Source organism: Paenibacillus sp. FSL M8-0334, from assembly GCF_038000405.1.
Taxonomy (GTDB): domain Bacteria; phylum Bacillota; class Bacilli; order Paenibacillales; family Paenibacillaceae; genus Paenibacillus_AQ; species Paenibacillus_AQ campinasensis.
This window is the reverse complement of record NZ_JBBOCH010000002.1, coordinates 598,440-624,558: the sequence shown is the minus strand read 5'-3', so window position 1 is coordinate 624,558 and position 26,119 is coordinate 598,440. Positions and strand designations below refer to the sequence as shown.

The 26,119-nt window shown below is 53.6% G+C and carries 24 protein-coding genes; 4 read left to right on the top strand and 20 right to left on the bottom strand.

The genetic code is table 11. The annotated features are described in order from the left end of the window. Nucleotides 1–34: 34 nt before the first annotated feature. From MKX64_RS17030 to citZ, 9 genes are all read right to left on the bottom strand, one after another. The gene (locus MKX64_RS17030; RefSeq protein WP_095263805.1) at nt 35–766 is read right to left on the bottom strand and encodes a response regulator transcription factor; all 732 of its coding nucleotides are present in this window, start codon (nt 764–766) and stop codon (nt 35–37) included. Nucleotides 767–845: 79 nt separating this feature from the next. After that, nucleotides 846–2,645 (bottom strand): two-component system histidine kinase PnpS, encoded by a 1,800-nt coding sequence (gene pnpS / locus MKX64_RS17025; RefSeq protein ID WP_095263804.1) that lies wholly within the window; start codon nt 2,643–2,645, stop codon nt 846–848. A gap of 68 nt (nt 2,646–2,713) precedes the next feature. Next, on the bottom strand, nt 2,714–3,715 hold the full coding sequence (locus tag MKX64_RS17020) for a bile acid:sodium symporter family protein (protein WP_095263897.1): 1,002 nt from the start codon (nt 3,713–3,715) through the stop codon (nt 2,714–2,716). A gap of 296 nt (nt 3,716–4,011) precedes the next feature. Next, nucleotides 4,012–5,562: a fumarate hydratase gene (locus MKX64_RS17015; RefSeq protein WP_095263896.1), complete on the bottom strand. Its 1,551-nt coding sequence runs from the start codon at nt 5,560–5,562 to the stop codon at nt 4,012–4,014. Nucleotides 5,563–5,929: 367 nt separating this feature from the next. Continuing rightward, nucleotides 5,930–6,796 (bottom strand): SDR family oxidoreductase, encoded by an 867-nt coding sequence (locus tag MKX64_RS17010; protein WP_095263803.1) that lies wholly within the window; start codon nt 6,794–6,796, stop codon nt 5,930–5,932. A 364-nt stretch (nt 6,797–7,160) separates the two neighbouring features. Continuing rightward, on the bottom strand, nt 7,161–7,586 hold the full coding sequence (locus tag MKX64_RS17005) for a hypothetical protein (RefSeq protein WP_095263802.1): 426 nt from the start codon (nt 7,584–7,586) through the stop codon (nt 7,161–7,163). 155 nt (nt 7,587–7,741) lie between these two features. Beyond that, entirely contained in the window at nt 7,742–8,683 is a 942-nt protein-coding gene (gene mdh, locus MKX64_RS17000; protein WP_095263801.1) for a malate dehydrogenase, read from the bottom strand. 13 nt (nt 8,684–8,696) lie between these two features. Then, nucleotides 8,697–9,989 (bottom strand): NADP-dependent isocitrate dehydrogenase, encoded by a 1,293-nt coding sequence (gene icd / locus MKX64_RS16995; protein WP_095263800.1) that lies wholly within the window; start codon nt 9,987–9,989, stop codon nt 8,697–8,699. A 125-nt stretch (nt 9,990–10,114) separates the two neighbouring features. Then, complete coding sequence (gene citZ / locus MKX64_RS16990) at nt 10,115–11,227, bottom strand: citrate synthase (protein ID WP_095263799.1); 1,113 nt, start codon at nt 11,225–11,227, stop codon at nt 10,115–10,117. Between the two features lie 384 nt (nt 11,228–11,611). On the opposite strand from citZ, the gene ytvI reads away from it, so the two are divergent. After that, nucleotides 11,612–12,730, top strand: coding sequence for a sporulation integral membrane protein YtvI (gene ytvI, locus MKX64_RS16985; protein WP_095263797.1), 1,119 nt, complete (start codon nt 11,612–11,614; stop codon nt 12,728–12,730). Between the two features lie 170 nt (nt 12,731–12,900). Here the strand turns inward: ytvI and MKX64_RS16980 are convergent, their stop codons facing one another. The 8 genes from MKX64_RS16980 to MKX64_RS16945 form a co-directional block, all read right to left on the bottom strand. Then, nucleotides 12,901–13,293 (bottom strand): FxsA family protein, encoded by a 393-nt coding sequence (locus MKX64_RS16980; RefSeq protein WP_095263796.1) that lies wholly within the window; start codon nt 13,291–13,293, stop codon nt 12,901–12,903. A 6-nt stretch (nt 13,294–13,299) separates the two neighbouring features. Beyond that, nucleotides 13,300–13,731, bottom strand: a complete 432-nt coding sequence (locus MKX64_RS16975) for an acyl-CoA thioesterase (protein ID WP_095263895.1) — start codon at nt 13,729–13,731, stop codon at nt 13,300–13,302. 184 nt (nt 13,732–13,915) lie between these two features. Continuing rightward, nucleotides 13,916–15,340 (bottom strand): pyruvate kinase, encoded by a 1,425-nt coding sequence (gene pyk / locus MKX64_RS16970; protein ID WP_095263795.1) that lies wholly within the window; start codon nt 15,338–15,340, stop codon nt 13,916–13,918. A gap of 138 nt (nt 15,341–15,478) precedes the next feature. Continuing rightward, a complete protein-coding gene (locus MKX64_RS16965; RefSeq protein WP_095263794.1) occupies nt 15,479–16,480 on the bottom strand; it encodes an acetyl-CoA carboxylase carboxyltransferase subunit alpha in 1,002 nt (333 codons plus the stop codon). Continuing rightward, a complete protein-coding gene (gene accD, locus MKX64_RS16960) occupies nt 16,480–17,370 on the bottom strand; it encodes an acetyl-CoA carboxylase, carboxyltransferase subunit beta (protein ID WP_095263793.1) in 891 nt (296 codons plus the stop codon). Before accD ends, MKX64_RS16965 begins: the two co-directional genes overlap by 1 nt. A 94-nt stretch (nt 17,371–17,464) precedes the next feature. After that, a complete protein-coding gene (locus MKX64_RS16955; RefSeq protein ID WP_095263792.1) occupies nt 17,465–17,653 on the bottom strand; it encodes a glutamate decarboxylase in 189 nt (62 codons plus the stop codon). Nucleotides 17,654–17,807: 154 nt separating this feature from the next. Then, complete coding sequence (locus MKX64_RS16950; protein WP_095263791.1) at nt 17,808–18,293, bottom strand: phosphatidylglycerophosphatase A family protein; 486 nt, start codon at nt 18,291–18,293, stop codon at nt 17,808–17,810. A gap of 160 nt (nt 18,294–18,453) precedes the next feature. Further along, nucleotides 18,454–22,137, bottom strand: a complete 3,684-nt coding sequence (locus MKX64_RS16945; protein WP_095263790.1) for a DNA polymerase III subunit alpha — start codon at nt 22,135–22,137, stop codon at nt 18,454–18,456. A gap of 191 nt (nt 22,138–22,328) precedes the next feature. On the opposite strand from MKX64_RS16945, the gene MKX64_RS16940 reads away from it, so the two are divergent. The 3 genes from MKX64_RS16940 to MKX64_RS16930 all read left to right on the top strand — a co-directional run bounded on the left by MKX64_RS16940 (nt 22,329) and on the right by MKX64_RS16930 (nt 23,568). After that, complete coding sequence (locus MKX64_RS16940; protein ID WP_095263789.1) at nt 22,329–22,655, top strand: YtrH family sporulation protein; 327 nt, start codon at nt 22,329–22,331, stop codon at nt 22,653–22,655. A gap of 3 nt (nt 22,656–22,658) precedes the next feature. Then, on the top strand, nt 22,659–23,156 hold the full coding sequence (locus MKX64_RS16935) for a hypothetical protein (RefSeq protein ID WP_095263788.1): 498 nt from the start codon (nt 22,659–22,661) through the stop codon (nt 23,154–23,156). A gap of 100 nt (nt 23,157–23,256) precedes the next feature. Next, the gene (locus MKX64_RS16930) at nt 23,257–23,568 is read left to right on the top strand and encodes a YtpI family protein (RefSeq protein ID WP_095263787.1); all 312 of its coding nucleotides are present in this window, start codon (nt 23,257–23,259) and stop codon (nt 23,566–23,568) included. A 100-nt stretch (nt 23,569–23,668) separates the two neighbouring features. On the opposite strand, the gene MKX64_RS16925 is transcribed toward MKX64_RS16930, so the two are convergent. The 3 genes from MKX64_RS16925 to MKX64_RS16915 form a co-directional block, all read right to left on the bottom strand. Next, nucleotides 23,669–25,000 (bottom strand): DRTGG domain-containing protein, encoded by a 1,332-nt coding sequence (locus MKX64_RS16925; protein WP_095263786.1) that lies wholly within the window; start codon nt 24,998–25,000, stop codon nt 23,669–23,671. Between the two features lie 200 nt (nt 25,001–25,200). After that, entirely contained in the window at nt 25,201–25,506 is a 306-nt protein-coding gene (locus MKX64_RS16920) for a hypothetical protein (RefSeq protein ID WP_095263785.1), read from the bottom strand. A gap of 178 nt (nt 25,507–25,684) precedes the next feature. After that, nucleotides 25,685–26,032: a YlbF family regulator gene (locus MKX64_RS16915; protein ID WP_095263784.1), complete on the bottom strand. Its 348-nt coding sequence runs from the start codon at nt 26,030–26,032 to the stop codon at nt 25,685–25,687. Nucleotides 26,033–26,119 lie beyond the last annotated feature (87 nt).

Below are 26,119 nucleotides of genomic sequence, written 5' to 3'. Positions count from 1 at the left end.
CCGGATCTGGCCAATAAAAAAAGCCCCACATCATTTAAATAGAATGATGGGAGCCTTTTTTCGGATTAACTACTAATTTATAGCCCACTCCGCGAATGGAGTCGATGTGCACAGATTCAGGGTCTAGCTCCAACTTTTTGCGAAGCGAGCTGACATGTACGTCCACCGTACGCTGGCCGCCGATATAATCGAAGCCCCATACGACGTTCATCAGATCATCCCGAGTCAATACAACCCCCGGCTTCTTCGCCAAATATAGCAGAACCTCGAATTCCTTCGGACGCAGGTTGATGCTCTGTCCGCCAAGTCTCACTTCATACTTGTCCGGAAAGATTTCAAGCTGTCCGAGTGAAATCACGTTGCTCTGATCCTCTTTAATCTTCACCTCTTCAGGTTGACCGGACGCTCTGCGCATCACCGCCGACACTCGTGCGAGCAGTTCGGATACGCCAAACGGCTTCGTAATGTAATCGTCTGCCCCCATCTTCAGCCCCTGTACCACCTCTTCTTCGGCATTTTTGGCCGTTAGAATGATGATCGGCGTGGTAATTCCCTTACTGCGCAACTTTTCCAGAATTTGAAAGCCATTCATCCCCGGAAGCATAACATCCAGAAGGATGAGATCGAAGCTTTCCTGTGATGCTCGTTCAAACCCAACCGTTCCGTGCTCTTCCACTACGACATCAAAACCTTCTTGAGTCAAGTTGTAAGATAACAGACGCGACAATGTGGGCTCATCTTCAATAACAAGCAAACGTTGAGTCAAAGTTACCCCCGCCTATTCTATAAATTTATCATTCACATGTTGAAGTATATCAACGGAATGTTAAGCCAGTGTTAAACGTTCACATCTCGTTCATTTCTTGCAGAATCGGAAGCTCGATCATAAAGGAACTGCCCACCCCGACTTCGCTGTCCACACTGATTCTGCCATGATGCTGCTCTACCAAATGTTTCACAATGGACAAGCCCAGCCCCGTTCCGCCTGATCCGCGTGAACGCGCCTTATCCACCCGGTAGAAGCGCTCGAAAATGCGCGGCAGGTCTTTTTTCGGGATCCCGATTCCCGAGTCCTTCACCACAATCTCGATCATATCATCCTGGTTGTCTCCCCCCGGGATCTCGCGAGCCGTCACCTCGACTTTCCCGCCCTCCTGGGTATAATTAACAGAATTAGAAATCAAATTGACGAAAATTTGACGAAGCTTGTCCTCGTCCCCTTCAAGGAACAACTCTTCGGATACATCCACATCCAGCGTAATCCGTTTCTTCTCGGCTACCGCGCGCATCATTTCCGTAATCGTATCAAAGAAACTGGACAGATGAATCGGAGAATAGTCCATCTGGATTCGTTTGGATTCAATTTTGGACAACTCTAGAATATCACCGATCAGCCTGTTCAGCCGCTCGGACTCATCATAAATAATTTGCAGGAACGAACGGGCGGTCTTCTCGTCGCTCACACCACCGACCAGAAGCGTCTCCGTAAATCCCTTCACGGCAGCGAGCGGCGTCTTCAGCTCATGGGACACATTCGCCACGAATTCGCTGCGCATGCGCTCCAGTCTGCGAATGTCCGTCACATCCTGGAGGTGGAACAGCATGCCGCGGTAGGAGCCGTCCTCCTGCACCATCGTCACCCCGTCCATACGGATAATCGATTCTGCAGGATACAACGTCCGCTCTTCCCGGAAGCTGCTTCTGCTTGCCATCCCATCCTCAATGAGCTTGGTCAATTCATAATGCTGGCGCAGCTCGCGATACGATTTCCCGGTTACAACCTTCGCCTGAACGCCCAGCATCTCCTCGGCAGCGCGGTTGATGAGCACAATGATGCCTGCCTGGTTAACCATAATGATGCCGCCGGTCATATTGTTCAATACACTTTGCAGCAAATCCTCGTTGTCGCGGATCGTGCGCAGCTGGGTCTGAAGGCTATCCGCCATTCCGTTAATGGCCGAGGCGAGATGCCCGATTTCATCCTTGCGCTGGATATCCACCCTTGCATCGTATTCCAATCTGGATATGCGCCTTGCCACTTTCGTAATTTTCTCCAACGGGGACGTAATCTCCCTCGACACCCGATAGCTGACAACCGCTGCGATGACAAACAGTACAAACAGTCCGGCCCCCATCATCATCCAGCCTTGCCGAATGCCCGAATCGACCGCCTGCAGCGTAACCGATAACCGGATGTACCCGTCATACGCCGTACCCGCCTGGACCGGCAAAACGACATATAGCATATCCTCATTCAACGTGCTGCTGTAACGGACTGCACTTCCCTGGCCTTCCTCCACAGCTCTCAGCATCTCTTCACGGTCTGCATGATTGTCCATCGTCCGCGGGTCCATTTCTGAATCTCCGATGACGGTCCCGTCATTTTTGATAAACGTTACCCGGACCTCGGAAATTTCCCGCAACCGGAGAGCGAGATCCGTATAATAGTCGATGGCCGTGTCGCTGTTCATATCGGCAAATTCCATCGTTGCCTGCAGCAATTTTATTTCCCGGGTCATATTTTGCTCCAGCATTCGAATATGGGAATCCTTGAATACCTTCACCATAGCCAGTCCAGCTCCCACCATGGACAGACCGATTAACGTTAGTATGATTAATGTCAGCCGGTTTCGATACTGCTTCATTGCCCACTCCTCTTTCTCTCGTTAGTGTTCTGTCATCGGGATGCAGCTTTCCTTCATCAGCCATTGGCCTAGGAACTAATTCGCCGCTTCCAGGCGCCTTCCTGCTCGGCTCGACCTCCCTTGTTCCTTCGTCTGCTCCACCAGGCATGAATCAGCGTAGCTGCCGGCTGCTGGAACATGATCCCGAGTACAACTGGAATGGAAGCTTGCGGAGAAAAATAAGCGGTTGCCAGCACCATGCCAAGTGATATGTTCCGCATGCCGGAAGCATAGGTTACCGTAATCTGCAGCTCCCGGCTCGGTTTCCGCACAGCATATGCGCCAAAGTAACCAAGAGCATAACAGATCATGATCAGCAAGATCACAGCCGGAATGACAATCATCATTTCCTGTTTCATCCCGGCCGCATGCGGGGCGATCGAGGCCGCATTCAGCAGCACAACCAGCATAAAGAACACCTTCGATATCGGCTGGGCCACCGGCGCTGACCACGCTTTAATTTTCCCTTTCGAGCATTCATATAACAGCACGCCGACCAAGGTAGGCAGAACGACCATCTGCAGCAAATCCACCATCAGCCCCTTCGCATCCCAATCCATCGCAGCATTGCTAAAAAAAGCTCCCATCAACGTCGGCACAACGATAGGACTCAGCATCGTATCCAGGACGACCAGCGCCAATATGAACGGCACGCTTCCGCCGGAGGTTCCTACCCACATCACTGAGGAAATACCGAGCGGAATAATCGCAAACAGCAGCAATCCGATGGTGTAATCCGACTGCGGCCCGAACACGGCAGCTCCCAGGCCATATGCAAGCAGCGGTGCCGCAGCGTGGGCGATGAGCAATGTCAGAATGACGGCCAACGGCCGCTTCATCACGTCCCGCAAGTGCCTGACGCCACATCCAAGTGCCATCACAAGCGTAATGTAGCCGAACAGATACGGGATCCAGCCGACATAAGCGATCAGATGATCCGACAAAAGCCAGCCGAGCACCAATGAGCCGGGAATGAGGATGAACGTATATTTTTCAAACCAAGCAGCAAAAGTTAGTCCGTATTTCCTCACGTGTTCCTCCTCGCCACCTGCCGGTGTGCGAAACTCTTTCATTCGTATTTGTTTCTCATCATACCTCCTTCGCCGGCCTAACCGCAACGAAAGATTTAAACGCCTTGACCACAAACTTGATATCGTCTTGGAAAAACACTCGGGCATCGTTAATTCCTTGGCAACACCATATCCTGACCTTCGAAAAAAAGACTTAATAAAAAAAACACCGATCGCCTACTGACAGCAATCGGTGTTCGTGGTTATAAATCCAAGCGCGTGGCTATTCACGCATCGTTGATTCAGCTATCTCCTAATTAAAGGAATACCGGCTCTTTAAACATCTCCAGCTTGGCGGCCGAGTCTTTGTTCACATCAGCGTGCAGGCTGTTGCCGTGAGAGTCCATCGTCACGATGGCTGCAAATCCGTCAACCTCCAGATGCCACATCGCCTCCGGAATACCAAACTCCATGAAATCGACGCCGTTCACCTTGCGGATACATTTGGCATAATATTGCGCCGCTCCGCCAATGGCGTTAAGGTATACCGCGCCATGCTCCTGCAAGGCCTGAAGCGTCTTCGGCCCCATTCCGCCTTTGCCAATGACCGCACGAATGCCAAATTTCTTCAAAATATCGCCTTGATAAGGCTCCTCCCGAATGCTCGTTGTCGGACCGGCGGCCTTGACATGCCAGCCATCCTCATCCTTCAGCATCACTGGTCCACAGTGATAAATAACCGCACCGTTCAGATCAATCGGCGCATCATGGTCCATCAAATATTTGTGCAGCGCATCGCGGCCAGTATGCATTTCCCCGCGGATAATGACCACATCGCCGACCTTGAGACTGCGAATCTGCTCCTCGCTGATCGGCGTCTGAAGCACGATTTCACGTCCGCTGGATGCTGTGCCAGCTGCATCTGTCGCAGCCAGCTCTTTCTCCGTCTCCGGATTCATGCCTACTTCATGCCCGGACTCATACAGCCAGTCGGTAATCTCGCCACTGTCTGGCTGGATCAGGACGCCCTGACGGCGGAAGGCCCAGCAGTTATAGGCAACCGAGACGAAAAAGCTCGCCGGCAGCCGGTTCATCGCGCCGATTTTGCAGCCAAGCAGCGTGACTTCACCGCCAAAGCCCATCGTACCGATGCCCAGCTTGTTGGCATTGTCCAGAACATACTCTTCAAGCTTTCGCAGATCCTCATTCGGATTGACATCATCGACATTCCGGAACAGCTGCTGCTTCGCCAGCTCATATCCGGTTGTCCGGTCCCCGCCAATGCCAACGCCGATAAAGCCGGCGCTGCACCCTTGACCCTGGGCCTGATAAACCGCATGCATGATGCATTTGCGAATGCCGTCCAGATCCCGTCCCGCTTTGCCCAATCCTTCGAGCTCTGTCGGTAGGCTGTACTGGATGTTTTTATTCTCGCAGCCGCCGCCCTTCAGAATCAGGCGCACCTCGACCGCATCCTTCTCCCACTGCTCAAAATGAATGACCGGGGTGCCCGGGCCGAGATTATCTCCACTGTTGGCCCCGGTTAGGGAGTCGACAGAGTTCGGACGCAGCTTGCCATCCTTGGTCGCTCTCACAACGGCGGCGCGGATTGCCTTCTTCATTTCGATTTGATTCGCCCCGACAGGCGTATGTACGATAAAGGTAGGCATGCCGGTATCTTGGCAGATCGGAGATACTTCCTGCTCCGCCATTTCAATATTTTGCGTAATGGTGGCAAGCGCCAAACCGGCGCGCGTTGCGGCATCCTCTGCGGCTTTTCCGCGAAGAACCGCTCTTCGCACATCACCCGGAAGGTTCGTGGAGGTTTCTACGATCAATTGGTACATGCTCTCTTCAAACTGCCTAATCACTTTAGACTAACTCCTCTCTCATGACCAGAACCTGGTGGCTGTGATAATAATCATACTTATTCTAGTTCTATCATATCATATCCCTTCTGTCATGAAAGGGTTTACTTAAAAATTGATTATCCGAACATGCCGCTTGCCGCCGAGTGGTATAATCGCTTGAATCCGACCAGAAAAACAGCGGGCATTCGCATGCCCTAATGCATGCCGCCCGCTGTTATGTCCCGTGTTATAATCCCGGTTCGTGTCCCTCAGATCCTCGTCAGGAAACGATTCCGCTGCTTCGCTAATCTTTACTGTGAATCTTTACCGTGAATCTTGACCGCTAATCTTTACTGCTAATCTTGACTAATCCTAACCGTTCGTCTTACCCGTTGATCACTTCGCCGCCGTTGACATGAATGACCTGTCCGCTAACGTAAGAGGAATCGCTTGATGCCAAGTATACGTAAGCAGGTGCTAGCTCTTCCGGCTGGCCCGGTCTCTTCATCGGCTGCGTTCCGCCGAACTCGCTCACCTGATCCGCCGGGAAAGTGGACGGAATGAGCGGCGTCCAGATCGGCCCCGGAGCTACGGCATTGACACGGATGCCCTTCTCTACAAGGTTCATGGACAGGGAACGCGTGAACGCAACAATCGCCCCTTTCGTCGACGAATAGTCGAGCAGCTGCGGGCTGCCTCGGTATGCGGTAATCGAGGTTGTGTTGATAATGGTACTCCCTTTGCCCAGATGCGGCATGGCCGCCTGAGTCAGATAGAACATCGAGAAGATATTCGTCTGGAACGTGCGCTCAAGCTGCTCCTTCGAAATATCTTCAATCTTCTGCTGCGGATGCTGCTCAGCTGCGTTGTTGACTAGAATGTCCAGCTTTCCGAGCTCCTCCACCGTGCGCTTCACGGCATCGCGGCAAAATCCGTCATCGCCCACATCACCAGCAATCAAAATGCATTTACGCCCTTCCTGCTCGACCTGGCGCTTCGTCTCCTCCGCATCCTGATGCTCGTTCAAATATACAATCGCTACGTCAGCGCCTTCCTTGGCATAGTGGACCGCCACCGCGCGGCCAATGCCGCTGTCTCCTCCGGTAATGAGCGCCACCTTGCCCTCCAGCTTGCCAGCAGCTTTATATTCACTCGTCTCAAATACAGGCTGTGGATTCATTTCCGTCTCAACGCCTGGCCGGCGATCCTGATGCTGCGGCGGCAGCGTTTGCTTCCCGTTGTTCTGTGACATTTGCTTATCTCTCCTTTCAGGTCAGTATCGGCCTTTCATAGGATGTGTCTGTTTTGGCTCTTTATTCTTGCCGGAGCCTTACGATATGATAATTACCACAGTTTCCGCTTGATCAAACGCCATCGCCCGGAAGGCTTGGCCCTGGCTTATCCCGCTTAACCCGCTCATCCCATTCGTCCGAACCCAATGTTCCCACTACCAGCTCTATTGCGAACATTATATATGGCGGTCCAATATAAAAAACCGGACCAGCAAGGGAAATCCCCTTAGCCTGGTCCGGTTATCGTCTGAAGAACACGGCCTGTCTATCTAACCTGCAGATAAACAGCAGATCAGCCGCGCTTCTCACGCTTCATGCGCGCTCTTAAATAATGTTGTCAAATACCATGAAGAAAATCATAACGAGCAGCAGCAGCGACAGCACCGCACTGAATGTGCCGAGCTTGCCGATGTCGGCTTTCACATCACGCTTCTCCCGAATTCCTGCGAGCGCGTTCTTAAGCGGCTTGCTCATGATGCCCCCAACCGCGAACATCGCAAGCAGCAGAACCGTTACTACCGCCATCCACACGTAGGTGTAGTTGCCCTGGGACATCATGTATCCCCCAGTCAACAGCTGAAGCACCAAACCATACTGTGCAACCCGATTCGCTACATGAATAGTGCTAATTGCCCCTTCTTGTGCACCTGAGGACAGCTTCTGAATACCGCCGACAACCAATGGCAGAATCAAATAAAATCCAAGCGCTGCCGTTCCGACCATATGCAGAAAAAATGTCACATTCCACATGAATAAATTCCTCCAACATCGTTAGTGTAATTCATGTCACTTTCTTGTCATTATCGCCTTATATTATACTGGACAATCTCTCCAAAGAAAAGCAATCCCGCCCCGAAACATCGGGACGGGATTGGATTCTAGGCAATTTTGTGAAATCGCATTCGTTATAACGTCACTACAGAAGTTACACTTCTCACCGATTCGGCCGATTTGTCGAGCGCTGCCTTCTCTTCCGGCGTCAATTCCAGCTCGAACACTTTCTCGATCCCATCTCCGCCGAGAATAACAGGCACGCCCATAAACAGATCCTGGTAGCCGTACTCTCCCTCGAGCAGCGCGATGACCGGCAGAATCCGCTTCTTGTCCTTCAGAATCGCCTCGGTCATCTGGACGAGAGAGGCAGCCGGCGCGTAATAGGCACTGCCGTTGCCCAGCAGGTTCACGATCTCGCCGCCGCCTACCCGCGTGCGCTGCACGATCGCCTCAATGCGATCCTTCGGAATCAGCGTGTCGATCGGAATGCCGCCAACGCTGGAATAGCGGACAAGCGGCACCATGTCATCCCCGTGGCCGCCGAGCACGAATCCGCGCACATCCTCAACGGATACATTAAGCTCCTGGGCAATAAACGTACAGTAACGAGCAGTGTCCAGAACGCCGGATTGTCCGATCACCCGGTTTTTCGGGAACCCAAGACTATGGTAAGCCACATAGGTCATAGCATCCACCGGGTTGCTCAAAATGATGACCGTGGAATTCGGCGCATGCGTCTTCACGCTCTCGCATACCGACTTCACGATGCCGGCATTCGTGTTGACCAGATCATCCCGGCTCATGCCCGGCTTGCGGGCTACGCCAGCCGTAATGATGACGATGTCGGAATCCTTGGCATCCTCATAGCTGGATGTTCCGACAATATGGCTGTCAAAGCCTTGCACCGGGCTGGCCTCGAGCATATCGAGCGCCTTCCCTTTCGTCGGATTCTCCAGTTGGGGAATATCAAGCAGCACGACGTCGCCCAGTTCCTTCTGAGCCAGCATCAAAGCCGTTGTTGCTCCCGTAAATCCAGCACCCACTACCGTTATTTTCTTACGAGTAATTGCCACGAAGCTCTCCCCCTTACAGGTTATTAATGATCTCGTTTGCAAACTCGGAGCATTTCACTTCCGTTGCACCTTCCATCAGACGTGCGAAGTCATACGTAACGGTTTTGTTGTTGATCGCTGTTTCCATGCCCTTGTAGATCAGGTCAGCCGCTTCCTGCCATCCGAGGTGCTCAAGCAGCATTACGCCGGACAGGATAACAGAACCCGGGTTCACCACGTCCTTGTCGGCATACTTAGGAGCCGTGCCGTGAGTCGCTTCGAAAATAGCATGTCCTGTCACGTAGTTGATGTTCGCGCCTGGAGCGATACCGATCCCGCCGACTTGAGCAGCAAGTGCATCGGACAGGTAGTCACCGTTCAGGTTCAGCGTTGCAATGACATCGAAGTCTGTCGGACGCGTCAGAACTTGCTGCAATGCGATGTCTGCGATCGCATCCTTCACGATGATCTTGCCAGCCTCTTCCGCTGCCTTCTGGGCTGCGTTCGCTGCATCTGTGCCTTCTTTTTCCTTGATGATGTCATATTGTGCCCAAGTGAACACTTTATCTCCGAATTCAGCCTCAGCCACTTCATAGCCCCAGTTCTTGAAGGCACCTTCGGTGAATTTCATGATGTTGCCTTTATGAACGAGCGTGACGCTCTTGCGGTTATGCTTGATTGCATATTCTACCGCAGCGCGCACAAGGCGCTTGGAGCCTTCGGAGGATACTGGCTTGATCCCGATACCGGACGTTTCAGGGAAGCGGATTTTGTGAACACCCATCTCGTCCTGGAGGAACTTGATGACCTTCTTCACTTCTTCCGTGCCTTCCTTGTACTCGATGCCTGCATAGATATCCTCTGTATTCTCACGGAAAATAACCATATCAACCAGTTCCGGACGTTTAACAGGGGAAGGTACACCCTTGAAATAACGTACCGGACGCAAGCAGGTATACAGGTCAAGCTCTTGACGAAGAGCAACGTTCAGGGAACGGATGCCGCCGCCGATCGGAGTAGTCAGTGGGCCCTTGATAGCCACGATATATTCACGGATCGCTTCCAGTGTATCGTTAGGCAGCCACTCTCCGTATGTATTGTATGCTTTCTCTCCGGCAAACACTTCATACCATGCCAGCTTTCTGGAACCCCCGTAAGCCTTCTCAACCGCTGCATCCAGCACGCGCTTGGAAGCTTTCCAAATGTCACGACCGGTTCCATCGCCTTCGATGAAAGGAATGATCGGGTTGTTAGGCACCTGCAGCTTGCCGTTATCAATTGTAATTTTCTCGCCTTCGGTTGGTAATGCGAATTTCTCCAGTTTCATGAGTATGAGTTCCTCCTTCGAATATGTTGATTCAGAAGCATGAAAGGACATAGAGAAAGCCGCCGTCGCGGTTTCACCGGCGTTCGAGCGGTCTTCTCCTGTCTATTGTACATGAAAACAGCGAATTAGCGAAGTTCTACCGGCACATACTTCTGATCCGTCAGACCCGTGTATTCTGCACGAGGACGGATAATGCGGTTGCCGTCGTATTGCTCCAGGATATGGGCGGTCCATCCGGACACGCGGCTGATTGCAAAAATCGGTGTGAACAGCTCTTGCTCAATGCCAAGCTGTGTATAAACGGATGCGGAGTAGAAATCAACATTCGGTTTCAGCCCTTTCTGCTTCGTCACCGTCTCCTCCACCAGCACCGACATTTCATACAGCGTCAGATCGCCCTTCATCTGACCCAGCTCGCGGGACATCTTCTGAAGATGCTTCGCGCGAGGATCGCCATTCTTGTATACCCGGTGACCGAAGCCCATGATCTTCTCACGGTTGTTCAGCTTCTCCATAATATACGATTCTGCACGATCAAGCGAACCGATCTCATTGAGCATCTTCATAACCGCCTCATTGGCCCCACCATGGAGAGGCCCCTTCAAGGCGCCAATAGCTGAGGTTACGCCCGAGTAGATGTCCGACAGCGTCGCTACCGTTACCCGAGATGCAAACGTCGATGCGTTCAGCTCATGATCCGCATGCAGCACCAGCGCCTGATCCAGCGCCTTCACGGAAGTCTCCTCCGGATCTTCGCCCCGCAGCATATACAGGAAATTCTCGGCGACAGAAACCCCGGCTTTCGGAGCCACAGGCTCCTTACCCTGCCGAATGCGGGCGATTGCAGCCACGATCGTTGGCAGCTGAGCCTGAAGTTTAACCGCTTTCTTCTCGTTCGCTTCACGACTCATGTCGTCGCTTGTTTCATCATACAATGCCAGCGCCGATACCGCCGAGCGAAGGGCCGCCATTGTGTTGGCATCCTTCGGATACAGCTTCAGCTGCTGAATGAGCTCATCCGGAATGGCAGCGTAGTCGCTCAGATCCTGCTTGAGCGCTTTGAGCTCTTCGGCATTCGGCAGCTTGCCGAACCATAGTAAATAAGCCACTTCTTCAAACGTTGCGTGCTCTGCGAGATCATCAATATTATATCCCCGATAAGTCAGAACGCCATCAACGATCGAACTAATCGAAGAAGTGGTAGCTACAATGCCTTCCAAACCCTTGGTAGCTGTCATGTTTCATCTCTCCTTTTATCGTTAGATAAACTGATTGGTGACGTCAATGAAAACATTTTCATGAAGTCGGATGAAAAAAAGCAAAAAAATAGTGCCTATGCTCACTTCCTGAAGCTGACTGTAAAACCTTCTCATATCATACTGGATTTTGTCTGATAAGTGAACATAAGATGGAACATTCATCACATCAAAATTGTTTATCGTATTCATAAACATTTTTTTGAAATCACTTACAATTCCATTATAACTGTGACATTTGTCCTTGTCGAATCTTGAAAAAAGATTGTTTTAATCTATTAGCCTTATGGATGGATAAGCTGCATACGTATATAGAAGTCGACCTGTTTCCACTTGTCCTGATGAACACACAAGGAGCGTGATCTCTTGGAACGATTGCTGCTTAAACGCATCGGCAGAGGGCTCTGGGTCATCTCCTCTATTACCCTTGCTGTGTACGCCATCTATATGCTGCTGCCGCTGCTGTACCCCTTTCTTCTTGCCTGGCTTGTCGCTTATGCCATGAACCCGTTTGTAGGCCTGCTCCAGCGCAGGCTGAAGCTCCCTCGCTGGCTTGCAGTCACGCTGTCGCTGATCGTCTACGTCGGAAGCGCCCTGCTTATCCTGACTGCGGCGGTGACGAGGCTGGTCAAGGAGCTGATCGCCTTGACGCAATCGCTGAATCTGCATATGGATTCCTGGATTCAATGGGTTACGGCCTGGACCCAGAATGAGAGCTTTCAGAGCATTGTGAATGAAATCAGCCGTTTCTATCAGAACAACCCTAATTATCACGATACAATCAACCAAAATATCAGCAAAACGACCGAGACGCTCGGCACAGCGGTTACCGAGCTGATATCCGGCATTTTTAACGGCATCCTGCAAGTGATCTATTCCTTGCCGAATCTCGGCACCATTCTGATCGTGGTGCTGTTGTCCGCCTTCTTCCTGAGCAACAGCTGGGAGCGGCATAACCGCACCTTGCTTAAGGCCGTGCCCGACATGGTCCGCAAGCCGATGTCCACCATTGTATCCGACCTGAAAAAAGCGCTGTTCGGATTCGCTAAAGCCCAGCTGATTCTCATCTCCATCACCGGGGTTATCGTCGTCATCGCCCTGTATGCGCTCGGCGTTAAATCCGCGCTTGCGATCGGGCTATTGATCGGGCTGGTCGATCTTCTGCCCTATTTGGGTGTCGGAATCGTCCTCGTCCCCTGGTCCGTCTACTGCTTCATGACCGGCAATCTCCCTTTGGCCATCGGCCTGACCGTCCTGTACAGCGTCATTCTGATCGTCAGACAGATTATGGAGCCGAAGGTGCTGGCCAGCAGTGTCGGACTGGACCCGCTGGCTGCGCTGTTCGGCATGTTTGTCGGCCTCAAACTGTTCGGGTTTCTGGGACTCATTATAGGCCCGGTGTCCCTTGTCATTCTCGATGCCTTTCGAAGGGCCAATGTCTTCCGGGACCTGCGAAACTACATTATTGGCGGAAGGGTGCGCTAATGGGTGCATATCCCAACAAAACAAGCCAGCCAGAGCATGCGAACATGCTCGGCTGGCCTTGCTATTCTATCCCTTGACGGGGAAACCATGATTCTTGTGATCCAGCAGATTCATCCGCTAGCCGCTGTATCCCGCCATAGCGATGCAGCTTCACAGCCCGGCCTATGCGATTATCTGCGGAAAATCGTAATTTTGCCGTCTTTTATATTTTTCATCAGCCATTTGAGCAGCAATAGTTTGTACAGAGGACGGGTCAGCGGAAATACCATCGTGAAGCCGATAATATCCGTTACGAATCCAGGCAGAATCAGCAGCATACCGCCGAGAAATATACAGAGCCCATCCGCCATCGATGATCCCGGCACCATCCCCGAGTTCATTCTCAGCTTGGCATCCTCCATTGCTTTGCGGCCCTCGAACCGCATCATGGCTACACCGATGGCAGAGGTCAGGAGCGTAAGAAGCAACGTGTTCATTCCCCCAACCTGCTCGGCGACATACTGAAAACCGAATATTTCAATGGCAGGCAGGAAAATGATAGCCGCCAATATCCATTTCCACATAAGTGTTTACTCCTTCCTCCCCAAAAGGGTGTTCCTTAATGCATCATACAGCTTTGGCGAGCTTTTATCCAGTCTGGCCGCTTTCCACTCCTGATTCAGCCATACATGCCGGGTCGCCCCGGAAGCCAGCAGCTCCCCTGGAAGCTGTGCCGCACCCTCTTCAAGGAGCGATTGCACCTGAGCGAGTTCCGCCTCGTTTAAGTTGCGGACTTCGTACTCATAGTTTATTCGCAATGGAGAAAATGAACTCATGCGCGTGAACACCGTAACGACATCGTCATATTTGGCGGGCTTCCGATAACGGACATCCAGATCGACCACCGGCAGCAGCAACCCTTCTTCTTCCATATCTCGGTACGAATAGCCCAGCTCCCTGATCATTGCCGTTCTTCCGATCTCAAACCAGTTCAGGTAGTTGGCGTGGTATACAACGCCCATCTGATCCGTTTCTTGATAACGCACCCGAATAGAGATGCTGAACCAGCGGCTCAGCTGTAGTTCCGATGAAGCTCCCACGAGATGAAGCCCCCTTATCTATGCAAAAAGCAATGGCCCGATACTCGTCCATTGCTTGTTTGCTCTATATGCAAAATCTAAATTGTAATCATCGATTGCGGTTCTATTATTGTGCAGGAACCTGTTCAACCTTCAGCAGGTTCGTCGAGCCGGAACGACCGAGCGGAACGCCAGCCGTGATAACAACCAGGTCGCCTTCCTTCACAAGACCGGATTTGATGCCGCCTTTAAGGGCATATTCGAACATTTCGTCCGTGGAAGTAGCGGTTTCGCCTTTGACCGGGGTTACGCCCCAAGTCAGGGCAAGACGTCTCAGCGTTCTCTCCTGCGTAGTTACAGCGATAATTGGTGCTTGAGGACGATATTTGGACACCATCCGTGCCGTGTGGCCGGACTCTGTGGACGAAATAATCGCTTTGGCATTAAGATCCAGCGCCGAGATGGCCACCGATTGGCTGATCGCCTCGGTTACGCTCGTTTCCTGAGCAATGCGCTGCTTCAGGAACATCTCACGATAGCTCAGTGCGGACTCCGCTTTTTCAGCGATACGGGACATGGTGAGCACCGATTCCACCGGATATTTACCAGCAGCCGTTTCGCCAGACAGCATGATCGCATCGGTTCCGTCGAAGATAGCGTTGGCCACGTCACTCGCTTCAGCGCGTGTAGGACGCGGGTTGCGCTGCATGGAATCCAGCATTTGTGTAGCTGTAATGACAGGCTTGCCGGCGAGGTTACATTTCTCGATCATGCGCTTTTGTACAAGCGGCACTTCTTCTGCAGGAATCTCAACGCCCAGGTCCCCGCGGGCAACCATCAGGCCGTCGGACACCTCAAGAATCTCATCGAGATTGTCCACGCCTTCCTGATTTTCAATTTTGGAAATGATTTGGATATGCTCTGCGTTGTGCTTTTTCAGCAGCTCGCGAATTTCAAGCACGTCGCTTGCTTTACGAACGAAGGAAGCCGCGATAAAATCGATGCCCTGCTCGATCCCGAAAATGATATCGTTGGCGTCCTTGTCGGTAATGCCCGGAAGCGAGATGGACACGCCAGGAACGTTCACGCCTTTTTTGCTCTTAATGGTTCCGCCGTTAACAATGCGGCATCTGATTTCCGTGCCTTGAACCTCCACTACGGTTAAACCGATCAGACCGTCATCGATCAGAATCGTAGATCCAACTTGAACATCATTTGGCAGATCCTTGTACGTGATGGAAAGCCGGTTTTTGTCTCCGAGAATTTCTTCGGTTGTCAAGGTTACATACTCGTCCTGCACAAGCTCAATCGGCTCTACCGCAAGCTTGCCGGTACGAATTTCCGGTCCCTTCGTGTCAAGCAGGATTGCTACCGTTTTGTTCAATTCTTCGCAAGCCTTGCGGATCGTTTTGATCCGGTTGCCATGCTCCTCGAAGTCACCGTGGGAGAAGTTCAGACGAGCCACGTTCATGCCAGCCATAATGAGCTTCTTGGTGTTTTCCAACGATTCACTGGAAGGACCGATGGTACATACAATTTTCGTTTTGCGCATTTGGGTTTCCTCCGTTTTTTTCAAGGGTCTCTATATCTCTTTTTCCAACAACTAAATTTACTACAAAATGACTCGTTTGTATAGGAACTTTGTCATATCATCCGAATATCTTCATCTTTATGCTGAATAAAAAAGCAGCTACAGCACGGCATCCTGCTCGTCCTGCTGCTCGATCGGCTCGCTTGCCGCCACCTCAAATTCGCCGATCTTGCGGAATTTGCGGTACCGGTCTTCCTTCAGCTCGCAGGCATCCATGCCCGACAGCTCGGACAAATGGCGCAGAAGCGCACTGCGAATGGACTCGGCCGTTTCTTCATAATTCTTATGGGCTCCGCCTTTGGGCTCCGGAATAATCTCCTCGATCACTTCCATCTTCAACAGATCCTGTGCGGTAATTTTCATCGCTTCCGCAGCCTGGTCTGCCTTTGAGGCGTCCTTCCACAGAATCGATGCAGCCCCGTTCGGGGAAATGACCGAGTAGATCGCATGCTCCAGCATCAGCACACGGTTGCCTACTGCCATCGCAAGAGCACCGCCGCTTCCACCTTCGCCGATGACCACACAAACAACAGGCACCCCGAGCGATGACATTTCCCGCAGATTGCGGGCGATCGCCTCGGACTGACCTCTCTCTTCAGCTGTATTGCCAGGGTATGCGCCCTTCGTATCAATAAACGTAATGATCGGGCGACGGAATTTGTCCGCCTGCTGCATCAGGCGAAGCGCTTTGCGGAATCCTTCGGGATGCGCGCTTCCGAAGAAGCGGGCAATGTTATCCTTCGTATCCTTGCCCCGCTGCTGGCCAAGCACAGTCACGGGCACACCGTTCAGCTTGGCAAGCCCGCCGACAACCGCCAGGTCATCCCCGTACAGACGGTCTCCATGCAGCTCGATAAAATCGGTAAAGATCAGTTGAATCAAATCCAGCGACGTCGGCCGCTGCTGATGACGGGCCAAATGCATCTTCTGCGAAGGCGAAATGTTGGAGTAAATCTCCTCTTCCAACCGCTTGTAACGTTCTTCAAGACGGGCGATTTCATCCGTGAAATCGATCCCTTTCTCCTGACCGAACTGTTCCAGCTCTTCGATCTTCTTGCGCATCTCTGCCAGAGGCATTTCAAAAGGCAGTTCGCCTGACATCAAAATCCCCCTTTCACGGCATGCATATCCAGCAATTTACCGAGCGTGGAACGCATGTCTTTTCGATGAACAACCATGTCAAGCTGACCATGCGCAAGGTTGAACTCCGCCGTCTGGAAATCATCCGGCAGCTTCTGGCGAATGGTCTGTTCAATCACGATCCGGCCGGCAAAGCCGAATACTGCGCCCGGCTCGGCGATGTTGATGTCGCCAAGCGTCGCAAAGCTCGCCGATACACCGCCGGTGGTCGGATCGGTAATAACCGAAATATAAAGCCCGCCCAGTTCATTGAATCTGGCCAGGGCGGCGCTGGTTTTGGCCATCTGCATCAGACTGAGGATGCTCTCCTGCATCCGGGCTCCGCCCGATGTGGAGAAAATAATAAGCGGCAAGCGCTTTTCCGTTGCCGTTTCAATGGCGCGTGTTATTTTCTCACCGACAACCGACCCCATGCTGCCCGTGAAGAAATCAAAGCTCATCACCGCAACGACGACAGGCTGTCCAAGAATCGAGCCTTGTCCGGTAATGACCGCTTCCCGAAGTCCCGATTTCATCTTCTGCTGCTCCAGCTTGACGGCATAGCCAGGGAACTGGAGAGGGTCCACGGAGATCATATCGGCGTCAAACTCCTCGAAGCCTGTCTCATCCAGCGTCATTTGAATCCGTTCCAAAGCGTTCAAACGCATATGATGGCCGCATTCCTGACATACCTTCAGATTTTTTTCAAGTTCCTTGCTGTATTGAATTGTGCCGCATTTGACACATTTGTTCATCAAACCTTCTGGTATTTCGCGCTTTGGGCGTTCGCCTTCCTGCTGCCCTGCCGTCCCCAGTCGTTCTGATGGGATGGTTGCGTATTTCCTTTTTTTCTGAAACAGATCTTTAAACACAACTACACCTCTTCAGCCGTAGATTTGAATGGCCGCCCGCGCTAGCGATTCGCTGACCCGAATTGTTGCTTCGCTATGTAACCCTTTCAAAAAACTAGGGGTGCAATATCGAATTTAATACTTCCTGTACTTCCTCAAGCTCACCGGAGGGTACCAAAATCTCAAACTGCTGTTTGGAAAGATTCACAGGACGGCTCTTAACCAAAAAACCTTCTTCCGTCAGTCTGGTTTTAATCATTTCCGCCATCTTAGCCGTCGGCGCAATATAGATAACCGTCCACATGCCTTTCAGATCCCCCTAATCTCGCTTTCACAGGCATATCCTGAGCCGATATAATGGATAATGATAACATACTTCAGTTTTTAGCTCAACAAAGAGAGAAGGGGGCTGAAGGGCTCTTCTTCTTCCAACGGAACGGGATAAGACCGTTCTCTCGTTAATCCGTATACTTCACAGCATCCGGGTTGCGGTGGGCGATTCTTGACGATGCGGCGGCTGCGATGCCTGCGATCAGATCGTCCAGAAACACATGAATGCCGTCCTTTCTGGAGTTCAATATTTCGATTACGCCAATTTTTTCCTTGTCCAAATATCCGAAGCTGGTCAGCCCGATCATGCCGTAGATGCTTGTCACCCCGAGAGCCATCGTTTCATCTACGCCATACAGCGGCTCATCCTGCTCCATAATCGACTGCAGGGGCTCGGGCAACAGCTTCTTCTCCGCCAGTTCATCAAGAGCAATCCCGGTATACAGCGTATACTGAACCTCTCTTTTTCCCAGAACGGCCCGCACGCTCTCTTCGCATTGCGCCATCGTCAATGCCGGGTGGTACCGCTGCTGCAGTGTAAACACGATGTCGGCGATCGAACTGACTGTCACTCCCCGGCGACGCAGCATTTGTTCTGCCATCTCTGCTGACATTCCTTAAATCCCCCTCAACACACTTGGGCAAGCAGGACAGCGCCCGGGTCTGCCGGACGTTCTGGGCCGCTCGGCCAAGTTATCCGTAGTGTCCTAATTGTATGCGTGAGGGGGACAAAACGTTCATCCCAATTTTAGATCAGATGACCGCTAGGCTGATTCATCGCACCTTGACGGTATCGGCGCCGAACATGCGCTCGATATGGCCGAACAGCTCCGGCGAAGGCTTGATGCGGTACGCCTCGCTTAAAGCTAACACCTTCTGGCTTCGCTCATAGAAGAGCACGGTCGCGACAGGACCCGGATGCTCCTGGAGCAGACGCTTCAGCTGTGTCAGCAGCTCGGGCTTTTCCGCATCCGCCGTGATCTTGACGAACACGCGCTGCTCCGTCCGCGCCCGGCCCGCCGCTCCAGCGGCGCTGCCCTCTGCCGCGCGCGGCGCGGCGCTGCCCGGCGCAGGCCCCGGCCCCGCTCCTGCCGCCGCCGCACGCTCCGGCCCGGCGGCGCGCTCCGCCGGGAGCACCCGGGCCGCCGACGCCGCGGCAGCCCCGCTGCCTGCGGCCGGCGGCTTCGCCGCAGCGCCGGTGCGGCGAGTCTTGCCGCGGCGGGCCAGCTGCTGCAGCGACTCGGGGCTCAGCTGCGCCACTTCCTCGGCCAGCAGCTTGAAGCCCTCGTCCTGGTGCTGAAGCTTGGCCCGAATGGCAAGCAGCGCCCCCTTCTCGATCAGGTGCGCGCTTCGCTTCCACACCTCCGGGAACAGCACCACTTCGCTGCGCTCGATCTGGTCTTCGCACTGCATGAAGGCCATCGCTTTGCCTTGCTTGGTCGTAATCGTTTTGAGGGAAACGACCATGGCGGCTACCGTCACAAGCGACTCGTCCTCCCCTTCATGGAGATCCATCAGCCGGTCCGCACCCGTCTGCTCGAGGACTTCCTCATAGCCGTCCAGCGGATGGCCCGACAAATACATGCCGAGCAGCTCGCGTTCGAACTCCAGCTGCTGCCCGGCAGAGTACGGCGGAATATCAGGATATTCGATCTCCCAATTCGGCGTCTCCACAAAGTCAAACAGCTGAATCTGCAGATCATCCCGCTCCTTCTTCCACTTCAGAGCGGCCTCCACCGTTTCATCGAGCATCGCCACAAGCTGCGCGCGATGTCCCGGCAGCGTGTCAAAGGCTCCAGCCTGAATAAGCGATTCAATGACCCGCTTATTGCATACCCGCAGGTCGACCCGGCGGCAGAAATCGACAAGACTCTCATACGGCTTGTCCTTCCGGGTCTCCACAATCGTCTCGACCGCCTGCGTGCCGACGTTCTTGATCGCCGCCAGACCGAAACGGATACCAGCGGGGCGGCCAGCACCCTCCGCCTCCGAACGTTCAAGCGATACCGGGGTGAAATAAGCCCCGCTCTCATTGACATCCGGCGGCATCACGTCAATGTTCATCCGCCGCGCCTCAACGACATATTCCGCCACCTTTCGGTGGCTGCCCATGACGGCGGTCAGCATCGATGCCATGAACGGCACCGGATAATGCGCCTTCAGATATGCGGTCTGAAAGGCCAGCACGCCGTATGCAGCCGCGTGCGCGCGCGGGAACCCGTAATCGGCGAAGCGCACAATCATATCATAGACGCGGTTCGCTTCCTCTTCGGTATATCCCAGTCCAGCGCTTCCGGACACAAAATGGCTGCGCTCGCGGTCCAGCACCTCCCGCTTCTTCTTGGAAACTGCCCGGCGCAGCAAATCCGCTTCGCCCAGCGAAAATCCGGCCATCTTCGAAGCGATCTGCATAATCTGCTCCTGGTAGACGATGATGCCGTACGTATCGGCCAGAATCGGAATCAGATCCTCATGTGGATATTCCGGCTCAATCAGGCCATGCTTCGCCTGAATGAACTTCGGAATGAACTCCATCGGACCCGGCCGGTACAGGGCGTTCACGGAGACGATATCCTCGAAGGAGGACGGCTTCAGCTCCTTCAGCACCCGCCGCATGCCCGGGGATTCCAGCTGAAATACGCCCGTCGTCTCTCCGCGTCCCAGCATTTCATAGGTGCGGCTGTCGTCATCCGGCACCGTGCCGAAATCGGGAGCCGCTCCTGTCAGCTCGGCGATCCATCGCATCGTTCGTTCGATAATCGACAATGTCCGCAGGCCGAGAAAATCCATCTTGAGCAGCCCGATGGCCTCAAGATGCTCCATCGAGTACTGCGTCAGCGCGGTCGTCTCGCTGCCTTCCTGCAGCGGCACCGCATCAGTCAGCGGATCGCGCGATATGACAACGCCGGCCGCATGCGTCGAAGCATGGCGAGGCATGCCTTCCACCTTCATCGCCATGTCGATTAACTCGCGAATCCGCCGGTTCGTGTCATACTGCTCCTTCAGCTGCGGACTCTCCTCAAGCGCCCTGGCGATGCTGATCCCGAGATGTCCGGGAATCAGCTTCGCCGTCTTGTCAACGTCGCCAAACGGCACGTTCAGCGCCCGGCCCACATCCCGGACGGCGGCCCGGGCAGCCATCGTGCCAAACGTAATGATTTGGGCGACATGCTCCCTGCCGTATTTCTGGACGACATAGTCAATCACCTCGTCCCGGCGCTCGTCGCTGAAGTCAATATCGATATCCGGCATGGTCACCCGCTCCGGATTCAGGAAGCGCTCGAAGAGCAGCCGGTATTTCATCGGGTCCACATTCGTAATGCGCAAGGTGTAAGCAACCAGGCTGCCCGCCGACGAGCCCCGGCCCGGACCGACGGCAATATGATGCCGGTGCGCATAGGCGATGAAATCCCATACGATCAGGAAATAGTCGCTGAAACCCATGCTGTCGATAACGCCCAGCTCGTACGCAAGCCGCTGCTCAAGCTCACTGCGCAGCTCCTCGGACGCCCAGCGCTCACTGCCCTCATAGCGCTCCTTCAGCCCCGCATAACACAGCTCGCGGAGATAGTCGGATGCGCTCTTTCCTTCAGGCAGCGGCCGGTATTCGGGCAAAATCGACTGCCCGAACTTAAGCTCCACGTTGCACTGCTCCGCGATCAGAAGCGTGTTCTCCATCGCTTCCGGGACATGGGGAAACAGGCGGCCCATCTCCTCCGCGCTCTTCAGATACAGCTGATTGGTCGTCATCTGCAGCCGGTCCTCGTCCTGCACCGTTTTGCCGGTTCCGATACAGATGAGCATGTCCTGGACCTCCGCATCGGCAGCGGTCAGGTAATGAACATCGTTGGTTGCCACGAGAGCAATGCCCGTCTCGCGGGCAAGCGCGATCAGCTGCGGATTGACCCGCTTCTGCTCCGGCATCCCGTGATCCTGAAGCTCCAGATAGAAATCGGAGCCGAAGATCGCCTGGTAACGAAGCGCAGCCGCCTTCGCCTCCGCTTCCCGGCCATGCAGCAGGTGCTGCGGCACCTCCCCGCCAAGGCAGGCGCTCAGGCATACAATCCCCTCGCTGTGAGCCGCCAACGCCTCCATATCGATTCGCGGCTTGTAATGAAAGCCCTCCAGATGGCCGATCGAGATCAGCTTCATCAGGTTGCGATAACCGGTATTGTTCTTCGCCAGCAGAATCAAATGATAGATCGGCTGATCCTTGCGGCTTCCCCGCTCCTTGCGCGATCCGGCCGTTATATAGGCCTCGCAGCCGATGATCGGCTTGATGCCATGTTCAAGACATGCTTTATAAAACGGAACGGCGCCGTACATGACCCCGTGGTCGGTCAGGGCAAGCGACTTCATCCCAAGCGCTGCCGCTTCACGCACCAGGTCGCCAATACGCGCCGCCCCATCGAGCAAGCTGTATTCGCTATGCACATGCAAATGCACGAAAGAGCTCATCCTTAACGCCTTCCTTTCGCGATGAAATAACTCACGTTATACGTCCCTCGACGTGTATTCGTACATTCTAAAAATCAACTTCTATCATTTTATCATAATCCGGCAGGACCCGCCCATAGAATGAAGACAAGGATGCTAATCGGACAGGCGGTTGGCACCCTCTGTAAGGGAGCAGAAAGGAGACGACGTCCATGAGCGCATTTTTGTCAAAAGCGATTCTCGACTTTTTCATAGCCTTCGGCATCGTGCTTGGCGGCGCCATGATCGGAGGAGTCGGTGCCGTATTATCCATGCAGCCCCCGACCACAACGATGCTGGAAATTGCCGATCGCATCAAAATTTGGGCGCTGGCAGCAGCGATCGGCGGCACGATCGATCCGATGCGCGTCATCGAAAGCAACATGCTGGGCGGCAACATATCTCCGGCGGTCAAGCAGATCCTGTATCTCGGCTTTGCATTTCTAGGCGCACATATGGGCAGCGAGCTGGTCAAATGGGTGTGCTCGGGCAGGAACTAGGTCATGAGAGTGCCGCCTTTTGAACGTTTCCGCCCCTTCTATCAGGCCACCTCCATCTTCCTGCTCGGCATGATCGTCGGCAGCGTCTTCTATAACTCGCTCTATCATGCCAGCTACAATAAGCTGTGGCACACCAATCATGAGCAGCAGGTGGAGATCCAGCAGCTGAAGGATGATATTACCTCCTTGAAGAAATACAGCACGCAGACGACTGTCATTCGCGAAATCAAAATCCGGGCCGAGGACAATGGAAAAGCCCCTCTGGATGCGCTGATCGAGAGGGAGATCATCAAATTGATGGGGGAGGATCTGGCCCCGCTTCGCGGCCGCAACGTGTTTGACATCGATACCGACAGCAGGCTGACCCGCTCCCTGCTGGACGACAAAATATACACCGTAAGGGAGAAGGATTACCGCATCCGGATCAGGACGATGCTGGTTATGGAGGGCGTGCTGCAGATCTGGATCACCATCAGCCAGATGGATGCAAACGCGGGCTGAGCATGATACAATACCAGTATCTTCAATAGACCGATACGGACCTTGCTTCCCGGCGCTTCGCCGTCAGGAGCAGGTGCTTGGATGACAAAGGAGCTTACTCATGCTAGCAATCATTCGATACGCTTTATTTATTATACTCGTTCTATCCTGCATCTCGGCTGCCCTGTACAGCATCCGGGCCCGCCGCATGCCGGATCCTGCGGACCGCGGCATCAACCTTGCCATGATGAACATCTGCATGGGCATCATGCTCGCATCCCTGTCGCTCGTCTGCATGTTTCTGTTCAGCGGTTCAACGCTAGCTGTCATTGTGGAAGCCGCCTTTCTGGTGCTGGGCGCCTTCAACCTGTTTGCCGGCTTGCGCAGCCGGGATTACTATAAGAAACTCAAGAACTCTCCATCCTCCAGTTAGCAACAAGCATGACAAGGACAAGGGCTTCCCGCCGCGGTCAATCGCCACCGCCGGGAAGCCCTTTAATGAATGTGCGCAAGAAGAGGCTGTTCCCTGCGCATTATCCGTGATCAATCGCCTGCATCGTCATGACTGACTTGGCCACCAGGCTCGACTGATGCTGAATTTCAATCTCCATCTTGCATGTCCGCCGGCTCAGCTCAAGCAGCTTCGGCAGCACGACAATGGAATCCTCGATCTGTACCGGGCGAATGAAATAGGTGGACAGATTGTCCATTACATAATCCCAGCCGCTCATTTCCTTCGCGGCTTTAAATGCGGCCTGACTCATCACCGTGGTGAGCACACCCTGGGAGATGGTGCCCAGTTCCGTAGCCATCTGGGGCGTAATAAACCCGTGAAAGAACAGCCGTCCCTCATCATCGCGGTCCTCGGCCATTCCGTTCCAGATCAGCTGGTCAAACGTCTCCCCAAGCTGCGGCTGATTCCGGGCATCCCGCAGGGCGGTCAACACCTCTTTGCGGGTTACGGTCGCAATGAGCTTCCGGTTGCGGTCAACGATCGGAAGAAAGTCGATGCCTTCCCACATCATCGTCTGTGCCGCCGAAGCGAGCGACGTCTTCATCCCGGCCGTCACCGGATTGCGGGTCATCGCCTTCTCAATCAACTGCGAATCGGCCAGCCCGTCCACATCCCGGATTCCGACTATGCCGATAACGCGGTTCCACTCATCGGTGACCGGGAAGCGCTGTTCACCGGTTTCCGCGGCAATTTGCTTGAAATCGCGGACCGTCACCGAGTTTTTCACATAATTCCGCGGCTTGTCGAGAGCGATATCCTCCACCAGCATAATTTTCTTCTTAATGAGACGGTCAAAAATGGCGCGGTTGATCATGGAGGCTACGGTGAACGTATCATGCCTGGAGGAGATGATCGGCAGATTCAGCTGATCTGCCAGCTGCTTGACCTCACGGCTGGTGCCGAAGCCGCCGGTAATCAGCACGCCGGCCCCCGTCTCCAGCGCAAGCGAATGCGCATCCTCCCGGTTGCCGACAATCAACAGGTCGCCCGGGTCGATATACCGGATCATCGCCTCGACCTTCATTGCACCGATGACGTATTTATGCAGCGTTTTGTTCAAGCCCTCCGCCCCGCCGAGAACATGGCCCTCTACAATTTCGACAACATCGGCAAATGTAAGCTGCTCGGATATATTTCTCGGTTTGCGCTCAACCCGCACGGTTCCGATCCGTTCCTTCGTTACGACAATCCCGAGACTCTCCGCTTCCTTGACCGCCCGGTATGCGGTCCCCTCGCTCACCCCCATCTCCCTTGCGAGACGGCGGACCGATATTTTGCTGCCTACCTTCAAACTTTCGATATGCTGTACGAGCTGCTCGTGCTTCGTAATCGTATCATCACGTACGTCCAACTGTTACACCCCCGGCACTCAAACTGTACTATACTGTATTCATTTATTATAACACGTTTTGTCAGGAGGCATACTGTGGGGTTTGTCCCATATGCCGATAACAGCAAGCCGTCGCCAGCATAGCAAAGCAAAAAGCCTCCCCTGAAAGACCGCCCGCCTATCATCGGCTTGCTGTCGTTCAGAGGAGGCCGCCCTTTCCCTTACCCCTGCATGCCCTGGCCGCCCGCTTCTTTGCCCTGATGATCATCCGGCCATTTCAGCTGCCACTGGCGCATCTTCTCCTTGCGAATCGCCTCCAGCTGCTTCTCCTTCGCTTCATCGACACCGATTAAAATGTACATGTGCGACGCAATGACCAGCAGCGCAAATCCGGCCCATACCGCTCCGAACATCGACACCCAGGAGAATCCATCTGCAAATGAAATGCTTGGCAACGCATAGATCAGCATGCCGAGCGCAATCAGCAAATACAGCGTATGCTTGAGTTTGTTCTTCTTCCTTTTCATCGTTATGCAGCTCCTCTACTCTTTTGAAATCTATATTTCTACTCTATGAGCGAGGTTGGCATTTTATGAGACAAGTTTTCGCCTCAGCTGATGAAATTGAGTCCACCCTCGGCCATGCCAAAAAAAGCGAACCGCCGGAAACCCTCCGTCGGTTCGCTTTCATACATGGATGAACGGATTACAGACCGCTTGGACCGTACAGATCCTGCAGGCTGTCCGAGATGATTTTGTTCACATCTTCGATGATGACACTGAGGCGGCGCTCAGCATCAAACAGGCGGCGGATATTCAGGTTCAGACTGAGCAGCTCGAATTGCTTCTCTACCGTTTCCATCTCTTCCTGGGAAGGCATGTCCCCTGACATCATTCTTTGCTGAATCTCCATCTGCTTGCGGCGGAAGTCCTCCAGCATGCGCTTGCTGTCCGGATCGACATCCACCAGCTTCATCGCAGCCTGGATCTCTTGAACTTCCTCGCTTTCCTTCATCGCCTTCGCCAGATCGTGAGCCTTATCGTAAATGTTCATATTCGTATCCTCCTATCGGCAGATGCTGCCGTTATTCATTCGTATCTGTGCTGTTCATGTCTGTTCTGCTATTGATCACGCTCGCCT

Coding starts and splice junctions, on each gene's coding strand:
- pnpS (WP_095263804.1), bottom strand. CDS start 2,645: ATGAAGCAGTATCGAAACCGGCTGACATTAATCATACTAACGTTAATC.
- MKX64_RS17010 (WP_095263803.1), bottom strand. CDS start 6,796: ATGTCACAGAACAACGGGAAGCAAACGCTGCCGCCGCAGCATCAGGAT.
- MKX64_RS17005 (WP_095263802.1), bottom strand. CDS start 7,586: ATGTGGAATGTGACATTTTTTCTGCATATGGTCGGAACGGCAGCGCTT.
- icd (WP_095263800.1), bottom strand. CDS start 9,989: ATGAAACTGGAGAAATTCGCATTACCAACCGAAGGCGAGAAAATTACA.
- citZ (WP_095263799.1), bottom strand. CDS start 11,227: ATGACAGCTACCAAGGGTTTGGAAGGCATTGTAGCTACCACTTCTTCG.
- MKX64_RS16980 (WP_095263796.1), bottom strand. CDS start 13,293: ATGTGGAAATGGATATTGGCGGCTATCATTTTCCTGCCTGCCATTGAA.
- MKX64_RS16975 (WP_095263895.1), bottom strand. CDS start 13,731: ATGGGCGTTGTATACCACGCCAACTACCTGAACTGGTTTGAGATCGGA.
- pyk (WP_095263795.1), bottom strand. CDS start 15,340: ATGCGCAAAACGAAAATTGTATGTACCATCGGTCCTTCCAGTGAATCG.
- MKX64_RS16965 (WP_095263794.1), bottom strand. CDS start 16,480: ATGTCAGGCGAACTGCCTTTTGAAATGCCTCTGGCAGAGATGCGCAAG.
- MKX64_RS16955 (WP_095263792.1), bottom strand. CDS start 17,653: ATGTGGACGGTTATCTATATTGCGCCGACGGCTAAGATGGCGGAAATG.
- MKX64_RS16950 (WP_095263791.1), bottom strand. CDS start 18,293: ATGTCAGCAGAGATGGCAGAACAAATGCTGCGTCGCCGGGGAGTGACA.
- MKX64_RS16945 (WP_095263790.1), bottom strand. CDS start 22,137: ATGAGCTCTTTCGTGCATTTGCATGTGCATAGCGAATACAGCTTGCTC.
- MKX64_RS16940 (WP_095263789.1), top strand. CDS start 22,329: ATGAGCGCATTTTTGTCAAAAGCGATTCTCGACTTTTTCATAGCCTTC.
- MKX64_RS16935 (WP_095263788.1), top strand. CDS start 22,659: ATGAGAGTGCCGCCTTTTGAACGTTTCCGCCCCTTCTATCAGGCCACC.
- MKX64_RS16930 (WP_095263787.1), top strand. CDS start 23,257: ATGCTAGCAATCATTCGATACGCTTTATTTATTATACTCGTTCTATCC.
- MKX64_RS16920 (WP_095263785.1), bottom strand. CDS start 25,506: ATGAAAAGGAAGAAGAACAAACTCAAGCATACGCTGTATTTGCTGATT.
- MKX64_RS16915 (WP_095263784.1), bottom strand. CDS start 26,032: ATGAACATTTACGATAAGGCTCACGATCTGGCGAAGGCGATGAAGGAA.